Consider the following 18493-nt stretch of genomic DNA (forward strand, 5'->3'; position numbering starts at 1 on the left):
CGTGCACAGCCTCGATCTGATCAGCGACTGGCCTGTCGACCGTTCCGCCGCAGCGGTGGTGACCCGGGACGGCGGAACGGTCGCGTCGACGGGAGATCTCGACGAGGTCTTTCCGCTCGCGTCCGTGACGAAGCCGCTCGTGGCGTATGCGGCGCTGGTGGCGGTCGAGGAGGGCGCGATCGAACTCGATCAGCCTGCGGGCCCCGAGGGGTCGACGGTGCGGCATCTGCTCGCCCACGCCTCGGGTCTGGCGTTCGGTGAGCGCACCGTGCAGACCGAACCCGAGAGGAAGCGCATCTACTCGAGTGCGGGCTTCGAGGTTCTCGCCGAACTCGTCGAGACGGAAACCGGTATCGAGTTCCCGGAATACCTTCGGCAGGCGGTCTTCGAGCCGCTCGGCATGCGGTCCTCCTCCCTGCCCGGACCGGCCGGCCACGGTGCGCAGTCGTCGGTGGCCGATCTCGCTCTGTTCGCGCGCGAACTGCTCACCCCGGTTCTGATCTCGCGTGAGACGGTCGCCGAGGCGACCGCAGTGCAGTTCCCGGGGCTGAACGGACTCGTGCCGGGTTACGGGATGTTCAAGCCCAACGACTGGGGTCTCGGATTCGAGATCCGCGGCGAGAAGAATCCGCATTGGACCGCCACGCGGAATTCACCGCGCACTTTCGGTCATTTCGGTCAATCGGGGACATTCATTTGGGTAGATCCCGAAATTTCCGTCGCCACTGTGGTACTTACTGATCGTGCGTTCGGAGATTGGGCGAAACCGCTCTGGCCCGCCGTCGGCGACGCGATCATCACCGAATTCACATAAACCTCTCTGGTTCGCTGGCGAAACACACGCCACACGGGCACACTTGTACGCAGCCTGCATGGAGAAGCCTTGATCGGCGAAGGTCGTTGGGGAAGACGTCCTGGTCGAATCGGAGGTGAATGTATGCGCGCATCCAACCAATTCGCGGATGCCACGGCGGGGGTGATCTATGTCCACTCCTCTCCGGCGGCCGTGTGCCCGCACATCGAGTGGGCGCTGGCCGACATCCTCGACTGCCGGCCCGATCTCGCGTGGACGGGTCAGCCCGCCTCACCGGGGCTACTGCGCACCTGCGTCGACTGGGTCGGGCCCGTCGGCACGGCCGCGCGACTCGCCGACGTGCTGCGCTCGTGGCCGATGCTCCGCTTCGAGATCACCGAGAACCCCAGCGAGGGTGTGGACGGCGAACGCTTCAGCTACGTCCCCCGTTTGGGCCTGTGGCGGGGGACCACCAGTGCCAACGGCGACATCGTCGTCGGAGAGATGCGTCTGCGCGCCATGCTGTCCTCCGCCTCCGATGTCACGAGCGAACTGCACCGCGCCCTCGGGACGGCATGGGACGAGGAACTCGAGCCGTACCGCAGCGGCGACGAAGGCGCCCAAGTGACGTGGCTCCGCCGGGACGTCGGCTGACCGCGGTCCGCCGCCCCGATATCACGACCGGAACGCACTCCACAGCTTTCTGATACGAGAACACCGGCATCGCTCCGAGGAGCGATGCCGGTGTTCTTCTGCCGTAGAAGCGCCGTTTCAGAGCGGAATGTTCTTGTGGCGCCCGCGAACCGCAGGGGCGGCGGCGAGCGCAGCGGCCAGGGTGCTGCGCGTGGTGGCCGGATCGATCATCTCGTCGACGACGCCGATGGCCATCGCGCGCCCGACGCCGCCGGCGATCGCCTCGTGCTCCGCGGCGAGCCGGTCGTGCAGGGCCTCGCGCTCCTCCTCGGGAGCCGCGGCGAGGGCTTTCTTGTGGAGGATGCCCACGGCGGCCTTCGCGCCCATCACGGCCACCTCGGACTCCGGCCACGCGTAGACGGCGGTGGCCCCCAGCGCCCGCGAGTTCATCGCGATGTACGCGCCGCCGTAGATCTTGCGCGTCACGAGCGTGACGCGGGGAACCTTCGCCTCGGCGAATGCGTGGAGCAGCTTGGCGCCGCGTCGCACGACACCCTCCCATTCCTGGCTCACCCCGGGAAGGTAACCGGGGACGTCGACGATCACGACGAGCGGAACACCGAAGGCATTGCACATCCGCACGAATCGCGCTGCCTTCTCGGCGCTCTCGGAGTTGAGGCACCCACCGAGTCGGAGCGGGTTGTTGGCGATGACGCCGACGGTGCGGCCGCCGAGACGACCGAAGCCGGTGACAATGCTGCGAGCCCAGCCGGCCTGGATCTCCTCGAAGGCGGACTCGCCGTCGACGTTGTCGAGCAGTTGGTGGACGATCGGGCGCACGTCGTATGCGCGTCGCGGCGACTCGGGCATCAGTGCCCGCAGGTCGGTGTCGCCGAGTGCCGCTGCGGCGACGTCGAATTCGCCCTGCTCGGCGAGCATCGACACGAGACGGCGTGCCCGGTGCAGGGCGTCGGGCTCGTCGTGCGCGGCGATGTGGGCGACACCGGACTTCTTGGTGTGCGTGTCGGGGCCGCCGAGCGACTCCATGTCGACCTGCTCGCCGGTGACGCTGCGCACCACGTCCGGTCCGGTGACGAAGACACGGCCCTCGGGGGCCATGATGACGATGTCGGTCAGGGCCGGGCCGTAGGCGGCACCGCCGGCCGCGAAGCCGAGAACGACGGAGATCTGGGGGACGAGACCGGACGCGCGCACCATGGCCTCGAAGACCAGGCCGACGGCATGGAGGGCCTCGACGCCTTCGGCCAGACGCGCACCACCGGAGTGGAAGATGCCGACCACGGGGATCTCGTGGTCGATGGCGTGGTCGATGGCGGAGACGATGTGCTTGCATCCCTCGACGCCCATGGCACCACCCATGACGGTGGCATCGGAGCAGTACGCGACCGTCCGGATGCCGTCGACGTCGCCGACGGCGGCGAGGACGCCCGACTTGTCGCGGCTGTGCAGCAACTCCAGGCTGCCCGGGTCGAACAGTTTCTCGAGACGGGCCAACGGATCTCTGGGGTCCACCGACGTCTCACGCAGGGTGGCTGGATCCAGGATGGTCATCGGGTACTCCTCGGGCAGACGCGGTGGTGGTGGGCTGTGGTGGAGGCTCCGGGCGGAGCCTCCACCACAGGGGCGGACAGGCGTCGACGGTCAGGCGCGACCGAATGCGAGCGCCACGTTGTGCCCACCGAAACCGAACGAGTTGTTCAGCGCGAAATCGATCCGGCCGGAACGCGGTTCGCCCTTGACCACGTCGAGATCGATCTCTGGATCCTGGTTCTCGAGATTCAGCGTGGGCGGGATGACCCCGTCACGCAGCGTCAGGACCGTGAGTACTGCTTCGAGTGCACCCACCGCACCGATCGAATGACCGAGCGCGGACTTGGGGGCGTAGATCGCGGCGTGGTTGCCCACGGCCGCGTTGATGGCCTTGGCTTCGGCCACGTCGCCGATCGGGGTGGCCGTCGCATGCGCGTTGACGTGCCCGATGTCGGCCTTGGTGAGCCCGGCGGTCTCGATCGCCCGCCGCATGGCCCGTGCCGCACCCGTGCCTTCCGGATCGGGGGCGACGATGTGGTATCCGTCGGAGGTGATGCCGGCGCCGAGGACGCGAGCGTGGATGGTCGCTCCGCGTGCCTTGGCGTGCTCCTCGCTCTCGAGGACCATCAGCGCGCCGGCCTCGCCGAAGACGAAGCCGTCGCGGTCCTTGTCGAACGGGCGCGACGCGCCACGCGGGTCGTCGTTGCGGGTGCTCAGCGCCCGCATCATCGCGAAGCCCGCAGTGGCGACCGCGTCCAGCTGACCTTCGACACCACCGGTGACGACGATGTCGGCGTCGCCGAAGGCGATCATCCGGTACGCGTTGGCGATCGCCTCGGATCCGGACGAGCACGCCGAGACCGGGGTGATCACCCCTGCGCGAGCACCGAGTTCGAGGCCGACGGTGGCCGACGGCCCGTTCGGCATGATCATCTGCACCGCGAACGGCGAGACCTTGCGGTAGCCGCCCTCACGGAGCTTGTCGACGGCGTCGATGAGCGACTCGCCACCACCGAGACCCGTACCGATGACCACACCGAGACGGTCCTTGTCGACCTCGGGGCTGCCGGCGTTCTGCCAGACGGTGCGCCCGAGGGTGAGCGCGAGGCGCTCGACGAAGCTCATGCGGCGGAGCTCGACGCGGGACAGGCCCTCGTCGGGGCTCACCTTCAGAGTTCCGCCGATGCGCACCGGCAAGTTGTACTCGTCGACGAATCCGCCGTCGATGGTGCCGATCCCGCTCTCACCGGCCAGCAGTGCCTTCCAGGTGGAGTCCACGTCGCCGGCGATCGACGTCGTGGCCGCGAGGCTGGTGACGACGACGTTGCGGAGTGCCCGAGGAGAAGGGGAGGTCACAGCAGAACTCATTCGTTGTCGTTCGTGGCCTGAACGCCTGCGGCCTCGAGCTTCTGGATGTAGTTCACGGCGTCGCCGACGGTGCGGAGACCGGCGAGATCCTCGTCGGGGATCTTCACGCCGTACTTGTCCTCGGTCTGGACGGCGATCTCGACCATGGACAGCGAGTCGATGTCGAGGTCGTCGACGAAGGACTTGTCGACGGTCACCTCGGAGGGCTCGATGCCGGTGACCTCTTCGATGATCTCGGCGAGACCGGCGATGATTTCTTCCTGGGTGGCGGCCACGATGTGGCTCCCTTCTCGATCTGTCGACTATGTCGTTCGAAACCGGCCGGATGTTTCCGACCGGGGGTCCGGGGATGTCCCGGTGAGGTGCCCGTGCTGCGCGACGGCGCGCGCAGCAACCTAACCGAGTTGAAGACTTTCGGCCAGAGCGGAGATTTCCGCGGGGGTCTTGAGGGCGACGGTGGGCGTGCCACGCATCTCGCGCTTGGCGATGCCCACCAGCGTGCCGGCGGGGGGAAGCTCGACGATCCGGCTCACCTGCGCGTCGCGCAGGGAGACGGTGCACAGATCCCACCGGACGGGCCGGGTGACCTGGGCTGCGAGACGTTCGAGGGCGTCGGCTCCGGAGGTGACGGGCTTGCCGTCGTAGTTCGACAGCAGCGTGTGCGTCGGATCCGAAGGGGTGATCTTCGCCGCAGCAGCGGCCACGGCGTCCTGGGCGGGTGCCATGAATCGGGTGTGGAAGGCGCCGGCGACCGGCAGAGCGCGGACACGGGCCTTCTCGGGCGGGTTCGCAGCGAGTTCCTCGAGCGCGGTCAGGCGCCCTGCTGCGACGATCTGGCCGGCCGCGTTCATGTTGGCGGGGGTCAGGTCCAACTCGGCGAGGCGCGCGAGCACCTCGTCCTCCGCGCCGCCGAGGACGGCGGACATTCCGGTGGGTTCGATCGCGCACGCACGGGCCATCTCGGCCCCGCGGATCGCGGCGAGGGCGACGGCGTCGTCGGCGCTGATGACACCCGCGATGGCGGCCGCGGCGAGTTCGCCGACCGAATGGCCGGCGACGATCGTGTCGGCGGGCACGAGGCCGCGACGGTCGAGATCCTCGAAGGCGAGGAGTGCGGAGGCCACCACGAGCGGTTGGGTCACTGCGGTGTCGGTGATCTCGTCGGCGGTGGCGGTGGTACCGAGCCGCGCGAGGTCGAGTCCCGCCGTCTGCGACCACTGGTCGATGCGGTCGCGCGCTCCGGATTGCTCGAGCCACGGGGCGAGCATTCCGGGTGTTTGAGACCCCTGGCCGGGGGCAAGCAGCGAAATCACGATCACCAGAGAACACCGGAAACCCGTGCCCGCGAGATGTCGGTAGCGATGAAAGCTGGCCTCTCGATTTGTGGGGTTCCCACAAATCTGCACGTCGGTGCTCGCTATCGGGCGAAAGGCCCGGGACGTTACGTGTCCGATTCGCGAATTGTGAATCGAGTGGCAGGTGGTGCAGGCGATCTCAATTCGTTATGGCTTCGTGCCAGGCGACCTACCGTCGCCGCGATCCGGAGCACGTACCCATCGCGGGGATTTGTGGGATCCCGACCCGTCACTTCTGTGATCCGCTTCAATCGATACCGCACGGTATTTGGATGAACAAACAGCTTCCGGGCGCAAGTCTCGACAGCACCGCCACTGTCGAGGTATGCGTCCAGCGTGTCCGCGAGGGACGGTCCGGCGGCCGCCAGCGGGGCGACGACGAAGTCCTCGAGCGCGGCGATCGCACCGGGATCGCCGAGCAGCGCTCGCTCCGGCAGCAACTCCGCGGCGTGCACCGGCCGGGGAGCCCCCGGCCAGCCCACCACAGCCTCCATGCCGGCGAGCGCTTCGACGGCGGAGACGTGCGCGGTCGCCAGTGTGGGTGTCGTCGGGCCGATCACCACCGGGTCGTCCGAGAACGCACGCATCAGCTCGGTGCGGAAGGTCGCCGCATCCGCCGAACCGTGCAGGTCGCCGCTGACCACCATCACCAGACGTTCACCCTGCACCACGGCCAAGGCCGCGCGCCCGTGCTCCTGGGCGACGGTGTGCACGGTGGTGATCACCGAGACGCCCTGATCAGGTGGGGGAGTGCCGACGATCACCGTCGCCGGGGCCGTGGCATCCCAGTTGAGGGTCGCGGCCCGCGACTGCATGTCCGGACCGGTGTCCCCGCGCACCACGGCGTCGACGACGAGCGCCTCGAGCCGGGTGTCCCACGCCCCCCGCGACTCGGCAGCCCCCGCGTACACGGCGGCCGCGGCGAAGCCGAGTTCGCGTCCGTACCGGAGGATCGCCTCCGTGAGCGCCACCAGCTGTTCCTCGTTACGGGCGAGGGCCGGCAGCCACTGTTCGAAGAACTCCATCGCGGCGCGGACCATGTCCACCGTCTGACGCAGCGTCAGCCGTCGTGCGAGATCCTGCGGGATCATCTGGAAGGCATCGAGACTGAACCGCAGGTCGCTGTCGGGATTGCGTACCCATTCGAGGAAATCGACCACCGACGTCTGGATGACCAGTTGCACCGTCGAGCGTTGCGACGCGTCGAGATCGGCGAAGAACGGCAACTGCTCCTGCATGACGTGCACGGCCTCGGTGGACAGACGTCCCGAGAACTGTTTGACCCGACGGAGCAGAGCGTCGGGCAGCGGTGCCCGCTCGGGACGCGAAGGCGGTACCGGGCGCTCCCTGTGAGCGCCCGGTACCTGCCCGGTCCGGCGGAGTTGCGGCTCGTCGACCATGGGACGAAAGTACCCGTCGGTCGCGAGCCGGCCGTCACGCCACTACGGACGTGACGTCGAGGTGGGTCAGGCGACGCCCGGATCCGCCATCGACACCGGGGCGGCCGTCACGTCGTCGATCCGGTAGGTGCGGGCCGCCTCGACAGCCTTCTCCCGGTCGACGGCACCTTCGCGGCCCAGTGCTGCGAGCACCGCGACCACCGTGGACTCGGCGTCGATGTTGAACACCCGGCGCGCGGCACCACGAGTGTCGGAGAAGCCGAAGCCGTCGGCCCCGAGCACCGTGTAGTCGCCGGGCACCCACTTGCGGATCTGGTCGGGCACCGCACGCATCCAGTCGGAGACCGCGACGAACGGACCGGCCGCGTCGTTGAGCACCGACGCGACGTAGGGCACCGGAGCTTCCTCACCCGGGTTCAGCAGCGCCTGGCGATCGCACTCGACGCCGTCGCGGCGCAACTCGCCCCACGAGGTGACGGACCAGACGTCGGCGGACACGCCCCACTCGTCGGCGAGCATCTGCTGCGCGCGCAGCGCCTCGGGCATCATCACGCCCGAGACCAGGATCTGCGCCTTCGGGCCGGATTCCGCACCCCGCTTGTACAGGTAGATACCGCGGAGCAGACCGTCGACGTCGAGATCCTCCGGCTCGGCCGGCTGCGAGTACGGCTCGTTGTACACGGTGATGTAGTAGAAGACGTCCTCACCGCCGAAACCGTCGACACCCTCGGTGCCGCCGTACATCCGCCGCAGACCGTCGCGGAAGATGTGGGCGATCTCGTAGGAGAACGCCGGGTCGTAGGTGACCGCGGCGGGGTTGGTCGACGCGAGCAGCAGTGAATGCCCGTCGGCGTGCTGCAGGCCCTCACCGGTCAGCGTCGTGCGGCCCGCAGTGGCGCCGAGCACGAAACCGCGGGCCATCTGGTCGGCCGCCGCCCACAGACCGTCGCCCGTGCGCTGGAAACCGAACATCGAGTAGAAGATGTACACGGGGATCATCGGCTCGCCGTGCGTCGCGTAGGACGTACCGACCGCCGTGAAGGACGCCGTCGAACCGGCCTCGTTGATGCCCTCGTGCAGGATCTGCCCGACTTCGCTCTCCTTGTAGGCGAGCATCAGGTCGGCGTCCACCGAGGTGTACAGCTGACCGTTGCGGTTGTAGATCTTCAGCGACGGGAACCACGAGTCCATACCGAAGGTGCGAGCCTCGTCCGGGATGATCGGCACGATGCGCTTGCCGATCTCCTTGTCGCGCAACAGCTCCTTGAGCACGCGCACGGTCGCCATCGTGGTGGCGACCTCCTGCTTGCCCGAACCCTTGCGGACCACGTCGTAGGTCTTCTCGGCGGGCAGCGGCAGCGGCTTCGGGTTCGTACGGCGCTCCGGCAGGAAGCCGCCGAGCGACCGGCGGCGCTCGAGCATGTACTGGATCTCGGGCGACTCGGAACCGGGGTGGTAGTACGGCGGCATCTTCGGATCCTTCTCGAGCTCGGCATCCGAGATCGGGATCCGCTGAACGTCGCGGAAGTACTTGAGGTCCTCGAGGGTGAGCTTCTTCATCTGGTGGGTCGCGTTGCGGCCCTCGAAGTGCTTACCGAGCGTGTAGCCCTTGATGGTGTGCGCGAGGATCACCGTCGGCTGACCCTTGTGCTCCATCGCGGCCTTGTACGCCGCGTAGATCTTGCGGTAGTCGTGGCCGCCACGCTTGAGATTCCAGATGTCCTGGTCGGACAGGTCCTTGACCAGTTCCTTCGTCCGCGGGTCGCGGCCGAAGAAGTGCTCGCGCACGAACGCGCCGTCGTTCGCCTTGTACGTCTGGTAGTCGCCGTCGGGCGTGACGTTCATGAGGTTGACCAGCGCGCCGTCCTTGTCGGCGTGCAGCAGGGCGTCCCACTCGCGGCCCCACACGACCTTGATGACGTTCCAGCCGGCGCCGCGGAAGAACGACTCCAGCTCCTGGATGATCTTGCCGTTGCCGCGCACCGGGCCGTCGAGGCGCTGCAGGTTGCAGTTGACGACGAAGGTCAGGTTGTCGAGACCCTCGGTGGCCGCGACGTGCGCCAGACCGCGCGATTCCGGCTCGTCCATCTCGCCGTCGCCCAGGAAGGCCCAGACATGCTGGTCGGAGGTGTCCTTGATGCCGCGGTCGTGCAGGTAGTGGTTGAACCGCGCCTGGTAGATCGCGTTCATCGGGCCCAGGCCCATGGACACCGTCGGGAACTCCCAGAAGTTCGGGAGCAGGCGCGGGTGCGGGTACGACGGCAGGCCGCCGCCGAGCGAGGCATGGCTGTGCTCCTGACGGAAGCCGTCGAGTTGCTCGGTGCCGATGCGGCCCTCGAGGAAGGCGCGCGCGTAGATGCCGGGGGAGGCGTGGCCCTGGATGAAGACCTGGTCGCCGCCGCCGGGATGGTCCTTGCCGCGGAAGAAATGGTTGAAGCCGACCTCGTACAACGCGGCCGACGAGGCATAGGTGGAGATGTGGCCACCGACGCCGACACCCGGACGCTGCGCGCGGGTGACCATGATCGCCGCGTTCCACCGGATGTACGCGCGGTAGCGGCGCTCGACCTCCTCGTCACCGGGGAACCACGGTTCGCTCTCGGTGGGGATGGTGTTGACGTAGTCGGTGGAGGTCAGGGCGGGAAGGGAGACCTTGCGCTCGTTGGCGCGCTCGAGCATGCGCAGCAGCAGGTAGCGTGCGCGGGTGGGGCCTGCGGCCTCGAGCATTCCGTCGAACGACTCGAGCCACTCGCCGGTCTCCGCCGGATCGATGTCCGGCAGGTAGGAGGCCACGCCTTCGCGGATCACCCGGACTCGGTTGTCCTTGGTCGATGCCGGCTTGGCCGAGGAATCCGGTCCCGACGCGCCCGGTGCGGCGCCTTGTCGGGAATCGGATCCGTGGATCAGGTCTGTCAACGTCTGCTCCTCATCGTGGTGGGCGCGTAGGTGGAGCGCCCTCTCCGTCGGCCGGCTCTTGTGGGAGCCGACGCAATCGACATCTGAACATGATGCACCCCTCATCTTCCCCCATCCGGAACGAAGGATCACGTCGTGGTCCGGCCAACCGGACGGATCGGGCACGGTGCGAGGTGGTGCAATAGGTCTCTTCCGAAAGATTCTCCCGCTTTTCCCAGCGATTCGGGTTGCGTTGAGGCTTCCGACGATGTTCGCTTTGACCAATTGATCGTCACGTCGGTACGCGGAGCCCGCTTCGCGCACCACAACCCTGAGGAGGAACCACCGTGGTCGCCGCGGCGGATGCCAAGAACTATGTTTCCAAGCTCGGTATCACTCACGACCACGTGGTGCAGGAACTCGGTTGGGATGAGGACACCGACGACGAGTTGAGGGCTGCGATCGAAGAGGTCACCGGTACCGAACTGCTCGACGAGGACTCCGACGAGGTCGTCGACGTCGTACTGCTGTGGTGGCGCGACAGCGACGGCGACCTGGTGGACACCCTCATGGACGCGATCGGCCCCCTCGCGGACGAGGGCGTCGTGTGGGTTCTGACCCCCAAGACCGGGCGTCCCGATCACGTGGAGCCCAGCGAGATCGCCGAATCGGCCACCACGGCCGGTCTCACCCAGACCACGGCCACCAACCTCGGGGACTGGATCGGCAGCCGCCTCGTCCAGCCCAAGGCCGGCCGTCCCCGCCGCTGACCCGGCTCCCCAGAACGAAGGATCCACACGCATGCCGATCGCCGTGGGCGCCGAAGCCCCCGATTTCACTCTCAAGGACCAGAACAACCAGGAAGTGACGCTGTCGAGCTTCCGGGGCAGCAAGAACGTGCTCCTGGTCTTCTACCCGCTCGCCTTCACCGGCGTCTGCCAGGGCGAGCTGTGCGCCGTCCGCGACGACCTGCCCACTTTCGAGAACGACGACACCGCCATCCTCGCGGTCTCGGTCGGCCCGTCGCCGAGCCACAAGATCTGGGCGGCCGAGCAGGGCTACACCTTCCCGCTGCTGTCCGATTTCTGGCCGCACGGCGAGGTCGCGCAGGCCTACGGTGTGTTCAACGACAAGTTCGGGTTCGCCAACCGTGGCACGTTCGTCATCGACAAGGACGGCATCGTGCAGTTCGCGGAGGAGAACCAGCCCGGAGAGCCCCGTGACCAGGGAGCTTGGGCCAGAGCGCTCGCCGCGCTAAAGTCCTGATGCGAAGTCGGCGGCATCTACCGCCGTCTTTCGGGCGTGTAGCTCAGTGGTAGAGCTCTGGTTTTACACACCAGCGGTCGGGGGTTCGAAACCCTCCGCGCCCACAATCCTGTTTTCGCGATTCTGGTGGATCGAGCCCCGCCCAGCGGGGTCGGCTCCACACAACTCCAGGTTCCGGCGTTTTCGTGCGGAAGGGAGTCGTGGGGCGTCAGTCGCGCGGTTCCGCCGCGGTGCGGTAGGCGACGTCCAGCAACTCCACGAAGTGGTCGTCGAGCTCGTCGACGGACGAGACGCTCAGCCGGTGCGTCGTCACCGGCCCCTTCTTCGGGAACGCCTCGCGCAGGGTCGCGTGGTGGATCCGCCGGGGGAGATCCAGGGCCACCTCGAGACGCGAGGCGTAGACGAACGCCGCCGCGAAGGGCAGAAGACCCCGCGACCAGGAGATCTCCGACGCGTGCACACGCTCGGAGACGTCGTCGCCGAGGCCGAGGATCAGGGCCCGCACGTGCCGGAACACGTCGACGGCGACCGGATCCTTGTCGGCCAGGTAGTCGTCGACGGTCGTGTACATCGGGAGCTCCTCGAATCGGGGCAGGGTGGTCGGCTCGGTCACCGCGGCCGGCCGTATCGATCGGCGAGCTTCTCGCTCGCGGTGCGTGGCACCGCTTCCACGGGAGCCCCGGCAGCGTCACCACCGGCCTCCGGGTTCTTTGCCTTCTTGCGCTCCCGCATCTCGGCCCACACGAAGTAGCCCAGACCGAGCGGAGCCATGATCCCGAACGCCAGCCACTGCAGGCCGTACGACAGGTACGGACCGGAGTCGAGCTGGGGGAGGGGGATCATCCCGAGACCACCGGCCTGGTCGGCGTCGAGCTGCAGGTAGACGTCCTCGAGGTCGAGACCCGTCACGGCAGCGACCTGCGGGGCGTCGATGTAGTAGACCTGCTGGTAGCCGGCGTCGAAGAAGGGGTCCTTGCCGTCGACTGTTCCCTCGGACATCCGGATTCGGGCGTCGAGCGTGACGGGGCCCGACGGCGCGGCCGGGATCTCGGGGATCTCGGTGCCGCGGACCGGCCGCACGTAACCGCGGTTGACGAGGATCGTTCCGCCGGAATCAAGTGCGAACGGGGTCAGCACCTCGTAGGCAGGCTGCGACTCGACGCTGCGCAACCGTACGAGCACATCCGACTCGGGCAGGTAGGAGCCCTGCGCGAGCACACGGCGCCATTCGTCCTCGATCGTCGGGCCGTCGCCGTCCAGCAGTTCGGCGACGGGAACCGGATCCTGCGCCATCGACGCAGCGATACGACCGTTGCGGTCCTCGGTGCTCGTGTTCTTGCCGAGCTGCCACGGCGCGAGGACCGTGAAGCACGCATAGGCGAAACCGACGACCACCAGCGCCAGGACCAACCAGCTGGGGCGTAGGAGAAATGTCAATCGGCGCACAGATCCACGGTAGCCGGTGAGGTGCGTCTCACCACTGTCGCACCCGCTCGAGCAGACCGGGAACCGCGGCTTCGATCTGCTCACGGACCTGCTCGAACTCGTTCAGGGAACCGTAGTACGGATCGGGCACCGAATCGTCGTCGGCGTCGGGATCGAACGATCGCAGCAGTACACGGCGATCGGAGGGGACACCCAGCCGCGCCAGCGCCCGCTCGTGTGTGGTGGTCATGGCCACGACGAGGTCGGCGGACAGGTGTTCGGCCCCGAGCTTCGCGGCTCGGTGACCGGTGGGATAGCCGTGCCGCTGCAAGACCGCGTCGGTCCGCGGATCCGCCTCGGACCCGACATGCCAGCCGTGGGTGCCGGCGCTGCTGACGCGGACCCGGTCGTCGAGTCCTTCCCGGCGCAGATGTTCGGCGAAGATCTTCTCGGCCATGGGCGACCGGCAGATGTTGCCGGTGCACACGAAGGTGACGTGGAAACGGCCGTCAGCGCTCACCGGTGAGCACCTCGCGTAACTCCTCGACCGAGGCGGTCGTCCGCGCCGCCGCGCGACCTTCGGTCGGGGTTCCGTAACCCCACTCGACGAAGACCGTGGGGATACCGAAGCGTCCCGCACCGTGGATGTCGTGCTCGCGGTCGCCCACCATCACCACTCCCGTCGTGCCGCCGGCCGCGGTCTCCCGCGGATCGATTCCGAGGGCGGCGAGGCTGTGCGCGACGACCTCCCACTTGTGTCGCCGGGAGCCGTCGTCGCTGGCACCGCCGATGAACTCGAAGTATCCGGTCAGACCGAAGTGGTCGAGGATCCGCTCGGCGAACGCCTGGGACTTCGACGTCGCGACGGCCAGTCGGCTACCGGCCCCACGTACTGCCTCGAGCGCCGATTCGATGCCGTCGAAGACCGCGTTCTCCGCCCATCCGGTGGCGGAGTAGTAATCCTTGTACGCGGCGAGCCCCGCAGCGACCTGCTCGTCGTCGAGTCCGAGCTCGTGCAGCGTGTCGCGCATGGGAGGTCCGAGCAGCCACTGCAGGTCGCCGTCGGGTGCCTCGAAACCGGTCGTCTCGGCGGCGTGGAGGAATCCGTTGATCACCCCGGTCGCGGAATCGGTGAGCGTCCCGTCCAGATCGAACAGGACGACGGGAGCGGGGAGCACGAGCGGCTGGGTGGTGGCGAGAGCGGTCACCGGCCCATTCTCCCCGTTCGTCCGGTGTCCCGCCGCGTAGGGTCGTGCGCGTAGGAGAGAGCGGATCAGCTGGAGGTGGACGTGACGGCGGCGACGCTGCGTGAGGTGATCGACGTTCTGGAGACGGCCTACCCGCCGTCCCTCGCGGAGAGCTGGGACTCGGTGGGACTGGTCGCCGGCGACCCCGACGAGCCGGTGCGCAAGGTGCTGCTGGCGGTGGACGCCACCGCGGCGGTCGTCGACGAGGCACTCGAGTGGGGTGCGCAGCTGCTGCTCGTGCACCATCCGTTGTTGCTCCGCGGCGTGGACACCGTGGGCGCACACACCCCCAAGGGCGCGTTGATCCACCGCCTCATCCGCGGCGGTTGCGCTCTGTTCACCGCGCACACCAACGCCGACCGGGCGAACCCCGGTGTCTCGGACGCGCTTGCCGGGGCGCTGGGCCTGACCGGGTTGCGACCGCTCGAGGCAAAGCCCGAACCCGCGACCGACAAGTGGGTCGTCATGGTGCCGGCCGACGCCGCCGACACGGTGCGCGCAGGCCTGTTCGCGGTGGGTGCGGGTGCCTTGGGCAACTACCGCGAATGCTGCTGGACCACCTCGGGGACCGGCCAGTTCCGTCCCGTCGACGGCGCCGACCCCGCGATCGGTTCGGTCGGCGACCTCGAACGCGTCCCCGAGGACCGGATCGAGGTGATCGCGCCGCGCCGGTCGCGGGCGGCGGTGCTCGCGGCGCTGCGCGAGGCGCACCCCTACGAGGAGCCGGCCTTCGACATTCTCGAACTCGCCGACCTGCCGAGCGATCGTGGTCTGGGGCGGGTGGGGGAGCTGCCGCAGAGCCGTACGCTCCGCGAGTTCACCGAGGATGTCGCCGCCGCGCTGCCGGCCACCGAATGGGGTGTGCGCGGAGCGGGCGATCCCGACCGGCCTGTGCGGACCGTGGCCGTGTGCGGCGGATCCGGCGACTCGTTCCTCGGTCTCGCCGCCGCACAGGGCGTCGACGTCTACGTCACTGCCGACCTGCGGCACCATCCCGCGGACGAGCATCTGCGCGCGGGAGGTCCTGCGCTGGTGGACGTCGCCCACTGGGCGAGCGAGTACCCGTGGTGCGCGCAGGCTCGCGACGTCCTGGACGGGGCGTTCGCCGGCCGGGACGGCTGGCATGCGCGGGTCAGCGAGTTGCGCACCGATCCCTGGACCACCGCGGCGGGCGCGGTACGGTAATCAGCTACGACACGTCCCGCGTGGCAGCCGACTCCCGGCCCGCCGACACACCATCGAAAGCAGGAACCACCCGAGTGAACGTCGAACCCACCGTGCAGGCCAAGCTGTTGTCTCTCGCCGCCGTGGACGCAGAGCTGAACCGCCTCGCGCATCGCCGTCGGACACTGCCCGAACAGCAGGAGGTGGACCGCCTGCAGGCCGAGCGCAACGCCCGCAAGGATGCCGCGGTGGCCGTCGAGATCATCCTCGACGACCTCGACCGGGACATCCGGAAGCTCGAGGGCGAGATCGAGGCCGTGCGCCTGCGTGCAGACCGCGACCGGTCGCTGCTCGAGAGCGGCTCGGTGGGATCGAAGCAGCTCACCGAACTGCAGCACGAACTCACCAGCCTCGAACGTCGCCAGGCGGCACTCGAGGACGATCTGCTCGACGTCATGGAGCGGCGGGAGGCGTCGAAGGCCGACCACGACCATGCCGGCGCGCAGGTGTCGCAGGTCGACGACCAGCTCGGCGACGCCGTCCGGGCCCGCGACGAGGCCATTGCCGACATCGAGGTGGCCGAGCAGCGGTGCCGCAGCGATCGTGAGGCGCTGCTCGCGGTGTTCCCCGCCGAATTGGTGACGGTCTACGAGAAGCAGCGCGAGAAGTCCGGCATCGGCGCCGCGCTGCTGCAGGGCCGCCGCTGCGGCGCGTGCCGCCTCGAGATCGACCGCGGTGAGATCGCCCGGATCGCGGCCGCTCCCGCGGATCTGCTGGTCCGGTGCCCCGAGTGCGACGCGATCATGGTCCGCACCAAGGAATCCGGCCTGTGACGACGGTCGTCGTCGAAGCGGACGGCGGTTCGCGCGGGAATCCCGGTCCTGCCGGTTACGGTGCCGTGGTCTTCGATGCCGATCACCGGACCGTCCTCGCCGAACGGCAGGCGAGCATCGGGCGCGCGACGAACAACGTCGCCGAGTACAAGGGTCTGATCGCCGGTCTCACCGCCGCCGTCGAACTCGGCGCCGACGAGGTGCACGTCCGCATGGATTCCAAGCTCGTCGTCGAGCAGATGAGCGGCCGGTGGCAGGTCAAGCATGCCGACATGATCCCGCTGGCCGCACAGGCGCGTGAGCTGGCCGGCCGCTTCCGCAGCGTCGACTTCACGTGGATCCCGCGTGCGGAGAACGCCTACGCCGACCGGTTGGCCAATGCTGCGATGGACGCGGCGGCCGAAGCGCTGCTGGATGTCGCATCCGACACCGTGGCGCGGGCGGTGCCGCCGTCGAGTGCGAAGACCGAGAACGTCACGACCCCCCCGGTCGTGCCCGTGCCCGATCCGGCTGTTCCGGCCTCACCCGGCTGGACCGGTGCGGTCGGGTCGCCGAGCCGTCTGCTGCTGTTGCGCCATGGGCAGACCTCGTTGTCGGTCGAGCGTCGCTATTCGGGGCGGGGCAACCCGGAGTTGACCGAACTCGGTCGTGGCCAGGCGGTCGCCGCGGCCCGGCGCCTCGGTGCCCGCGGGGGCATCACTGCCGTCCTGTCGTCACCGCTGGGGCGCGCGCGGGAGACGGCCGCCGCGGCCGCCGACGCCCTCGACCTCCCGGTGACGGTGCACGACGGGCTCATCGAGACGGATTTCGGCGACTGGGAGGGTCTCACCTTCGCAGAGGCTGCGCGTCGCGATCCCGAACTGCACCGGCGCTGGCTCGGCGACACCTCCGTGCGACCTCCGAACGGCGAGAGTTTCGACGAGGTGGCCAAGCGGATCGCCTCGGTGCGCGACGACCTGCTGACCGACTACGCCGGCTCGACCGTGCTGATCGTCTCGCACGTCACGCCCATCAAGACGTTCCTGCAGATGGCGCTCGAGTCGGGCCCGTCGCTGCTGTACCGCCTGCACCTGGATCTCGCGTCGCTCAGCATCGCCGAGTTCTACGCGGACGGCGGGTCGTCGGTGCGGCTCGTCAACGACACCTCGCACCTGTGAACCGGTAGCGGTCGCGAAACGAAAAGTGGCCGCGCAGACATGTCGGGGGGTTGTCTGCGCGGCCACTCACCAGGTCTATCTGTCGGCGGACCGACGGCGTTACACAGTTGTCGGGGAATCTTTCGGCGGGATGTCAGGCGGTGCAGCCGGACTGGGATTCCCGGCCGGAGAATCGCTGATCGAGCCAGTCGAGGCCTTCGACGACGGCCGGGAACATGCCGATCAGGTGGCCCGTCCCGGTCTTCGTCAGGACGGGTCCGACGTCGTAGCGGCGGTAGGTGACGTCGGCGCCGTCCGCGCACCACTTGTCGACCATCGTGTCGACACCCTGGACGAGCACGAAGTCGTCGCCCGTGCTCTGCGCGACGAAGACAGGCATCGACGGGGTGCGGTTGCCGAGTTGCTGCTCGGCGACCAGCGACGCCCACGGCTCGTCGCCGAGGTGCTCGGCGATGGGTCGTCCGTCGATCGTGTACGACGAGGTCTGCCCGAACGGATTCAGTGCGACCGCGTCGAAGACACAGGCCGTCTCGGCGCGACGCAGGACGTCGAGTCCGGCGGGATTGAACGCCGCCAGCAGTGACGGGGTGTGCTCGGGATAGGCCGCGATGAAACCGTCGACGACCCAGCCGATCCCGCTGGAGAGCAGGGAGCCGTCGCCGGCCACGGCGAGATCGCCCAGGTCGGCGGGCGGTGAGCCGGCCACGGCGCCGACCACCGACAATTCGGGTGCGTACGTCGCGGCGAGTTCGGCGGCCGATGCCGACGCCATCCCGCCTTGCGAATATCCCCAGAACGCGATCGGGCCGTCGGCGTCGAGACCGAGATCGGCGAGCGAGCGGGTGGCGCGCGCGAGGTCGAGCATCGCCCGTCCCTGCGACTCGCGGTTGAGATAGGGATGCACGCCGGGTGTGCCGAGCCCTTCGTAGTCGGTGACTGCGACGGCGTAGCCGGCCGCGAGCATCGGACCGATGTGGATGTACTCGTACTCCTGGCCGAAGGTCATGAGCTTCGACGGTGCGCACTGGTCGCCCATGCCCTGCGTACCCGGGCCCAGCACGACAGTGGGCCGGGGCCCGGGGCCGCTCCACGGTTGCGATGGGACGAGCACGGTGCCGACGGTGGCGACCGGCCCTCCGGTGGCGTTCGTGCTGCGGTACATCACGCGGGTGACGGTCGCGTCGAGGACTGCCGGGGTGTTCGGGACGACCGCCGCGACCGACGGCGCGGTGCGCAGGACGTCGCCGAGAGGAGCCGCCTCGAACGCAGGCGGGGGCGCGTAGAAGTCGGTGTCCGAGTCGGCGTTCGCCACCGTCGGTGTGGTCGCGAGGAGCGCGGCCGCGGCAATCGAGGCGAATACTCCCGTGCGTCTGCGCATCCTGGACCTTCCGAACGGAACGAACGTC

Annotated in this window: 18 protein-coding genes and 1 tRNA gene; 8 read left to right on the top strand and 11 right to left on the bottom strand. The window is 68.6% G+C overall.

Annotation, left to right across the window (positions count from 1 at the left end):
* The first annotated feature begins 1 nt into the window (after position 1).
* Positions 2-814, top strand: coding sequence for a serine hydrolase domain-containing protein (locus GON09_RS02700; protein ID WP_213930487.1), 813 nt, complete (start codon positions 2-4; stop codon positions 812-814).
* Between the two features lie 123 nt (positions 815-937).
* A complete protein-coding gene (locus tag GON09_RS02705; RefSeq protein WP_213930488.1) occupies positions 938-1447 on the top strand; it encodes a DUF3145 domain-containing protein in 510 nt (169 codons plus the stop codon).
* 117 nt (positions 1448-1564) lie between these two features.
* Here the strand turns inward: GON09_RS02705 and GON09_RS02710 are convergent, their stop codons facing one another.
* From GON09_RS02710 to aceE, 6 genes are all read right to left on the bottom strand, one after another.
* Positions 1565-2998, bottom strand: a complete 1434-nt coding sequence (locus tag GON09_RS02710; RefSeq protein ID WP_213930489.1) for an acyl-CoA carboxylase subunit beta — start codon at positions 2996-2998, stop codon at positions 1565-1567.
* Between the two features lie 90 nt (positions 2999-3088).
* On the bottom strand, positions 3089-4345 hold the full coding sequence (locus GON09_RS02715) for a KasA/KasB family beta-ketoacyl-ACP synthase (RefSeq protein ID WP_213930490.1): 1257 nt from the start codon (positions 4343-4345) through the stop codon (positions 3089-3091).
* Positions 4342-4620, bottom strand: coding sequence for a meromycolate extension acyl carrier protein AcpM (gene acpM, locus GON09_RS02720; RefSeq protein WP_006554441.1), 279 nt, complete (start codon positions 4618-4620; stop codon positions 4342-4344). Before acpM ends, GON09_RS02715 begins: the two co-directional genes overlap by 4 nt.
* Positions 4621-4740: 120 nt before the next feature.
* Entirely contained in the window at positions 4741-5658 is a 918-nt protein-coding gene (locus tag GON09_RS02725) for an ACP S-malonyltransferase (protein WP_213930491.1), read from the bottom strand.
* A gap of 128 nt (positions 5659-5786) precedes the next feature.
* On the bottom strand, positions 5787-7100 hold the full coding sequence (locus GON09_RS02730) for a PucR family transcriptional regulator (RefSeq protein WP_244865359.1): 1314 nt from the start codon (positions 7098-7100) through the stop codon (positions 5787-5789).
* Positions 7101-7166: 66 nt separating this feature from the next.
* Entirely contained in the window at positions 7167-10016 is a 2850-nt protein-coding gene (gene aceE / locus GON09_RS02735) for a pyruvate dehydrogenase (acetyl-transferring), homodimeric type (protein WP_213930492.1), read from the bottom strand.
* A gap of 326 nt (positions 10017-10342) precedes the next feature.
* On the opposite strand from aceE, the gene GON09_RS02740 reads away from it, so the two are divergent.
* From GON09_RS02740 to GON09_RS02750, 3 genes are all read left to right on the top strand, one after another.
* Positions 10343-10765, top strand: coding sequence for a DUF3052 domain-containing protein (locus GON09_RS02740; protein WP_016933310.1), 423 nt, complete (start codon positions 10343-10345; stop codon positions 10763-10765).
* A 31-nt stretch (positions 10766-10796) separates the two neighbouring features.
* Positions 10797-11261, top strand: a complete 465-nt coding sequence (locus GON09_RS02745; RefSeq protein WP_213930493.1) for a peroxiredoxin — start codon at positions 10797-10799, stop codon at positions 11259-11261.
* A gap of 32 nt (positions 11262-11293) precedes the next feature.
* Positions 11294-11365 (top strand) — tRNA-Val (locus GON09_RS02750).
* Between the two features lie 104 nt (positions 11366-11469).
* On the opposite strand, the gene GON09_RS02755 is transcribed toward GON09_RS02750, so the two are convergent.
* Genes GON09_RS02755 through GON09_RS02770 form a run of 4 tightly spaced genes read right to left on the bottom strand, consistent with a single transcriptional unit; the run spans position 11470 to position 13894 of the window.
* On the bottom strand, positions 11470-11874 hold the full coding sequence (locus GON09_RS02755) for a DUF5655 domain-containing protein (protein WP_213930494.1): 405 nt from the start codon (positions 11872-11874) through the stop codon (positions 11470-11472).
* Positions 11871-12707, bottom strand: a complete 837-nt coding sequence (locus GON09_RS02760; protein ID WP_213930495.1) for an SURF1 family cytochrome oxidase biogenesis protein — start codon at positions 12705-12707, stop codon at positions 11871-11873. The genes GON09_RS02755 and GON09_RS02760 overlap by 4 nt, the downstream gene beginning before the upstream one ends.
* A gap of 28 nt (positions 12708-12735) precedes the next feature.
* A complete protein-coding gene (locus GON09_RS02765; protein ID WP_213930496.1) occupies positions 12736-13206 on the bottom strand; it encodes a low molecular weight protein-tyrosine-phosphatase in 471 nt (156 codons plus the stop codon).
* Entirely contained in the window at positions 13196-13894 is a 699-nt protein-coding gene (locus GON09_RS02770) for an HAD hydrolase-like protein (RefSeq protein WP_213930497.1), read from the bottom strand. Before GON09_RS02770 ends, GON09_RS02765 begins: the two co-directional genes overlap by 11 nt.
* A 75-nt stretch (positions 13895-13969) precedes the next feature.
* On the opposite strand from GON09_RS02770, the gene GON09_RS02775 reads away from it, so the two are divergent.
* The 3 genes from GON09_RS02775 (at position 13970) to GON09_RS02785 (ending at position 17087) form a co-directional block, all read left to right on the top strand.
* Complete coding sequence (locus GON09_RS02775; protein WP_374195269.1) at positions 13970-15118, top strand: Nif3-like dinuclear metal center hexameric protein; 1149 nt, start codon at positions 13970-13972, stop codon at positions 15116-15118.
* A gap of 74 nt (positions 15119-15192) precedes the next feature.
* Complete coding sequence (locus tag GON09_RS02780) at positions 15193-15930, top strand: zinc ribbon domain-containing protein (protein WP_213930499.1); 738 nt, start codon at positions 15193-15195, stop codon at positions 15928-15930.
* Complete coding sequence (locus tag GON09_RS02785) at positions 15927-17087, top strand: bifunctional RNase H/acid phosphatase (protein ID WP_213930500.1); 1161 nt, start codon at positions 15927-15929, stop codon at positions 17085-17087. Before GON09_RS02780 ends, GON09_RS02785 begins: the two co-directional genes overlap by 4 nt.
* 133 nt (positions 17088-17220) lie before the next feature.
* Here GON09_RS02785 and GON09_RS02790 read toward each other — a convergent pair whose 3' ends face one another.
* The gene (locus tag GON09_RS02790) at positions 17221-18465 is read right to left on the bottom strand and encodes a lipase family protein (RefSeq protein WP_213930501.1); all 1245 of its coding nucleotides are present in this window, start codon (positions 18463-18465) and stop codon (positions 17221-17223) included.
* Between the last annotated feature and the right edge of the window lie 28 nt (positions 18466-18493).

Origin of the sequence: Rhodococcus sp. B50 (assembly GCF_013602415.1) — a bacterium.
In the GTDB taxonomy this organism is placed as follows: domain Bacteria; phylum Actinomycetota; class Actinomycetes; order Mycobacteriales; family Mycobacteriaceae; genus Rhodococcus.

What these genes read in the sequence shown, in the direction of transcription:
- GON09_RS02715 (WP_213930490.1), bottom strand. Translation starts at nt 4,345, where the DNA reads ATGAGTTCTGCTGTGACCTCCCCTTCTCCTCGGGCACTCCGCAACGTC.
- GON09_RS02710 (WP_213930489.1), bottom strand. Translation starts at nt 2,998, where the DNA reads ATGACCATCCTGGATCCAGCCACCCTGCGTGAGACGTCGGTGGACCCC.
- GON09_RS02730 (WP_244865359.1), bottom strand. Translation starts at nt 7,100, where the DNA reads ATGGTCGACGAGCCGCAACTCCGCCGGACCGGGCAGGTACCGGGCGCT.
- GON09_RS02790 (WP_213930501.1), bottom strand. Translation starts at nt 18,465, where the DNA reads ATGCGCAGACGCACGGGAGTATTCGCCTCGATTGCCGCGGCCGCGCTC.
- GON09_RS02745 (WP_213930493.1), top strand. Translation starts at nt 10,797, where the DNA reads ATGCCGATCGCCGTGGGCGCCGAAGCCCCCGATTTCACTCTCAAGGAC.
- GON09_RS02705 (WP_213930488.1), top strand. Translation starts at nt 938, where the DNA reads ATGCGCGCATCCAACCAATTCGCGGATGCCACGGCGGGGGTGATCTAT.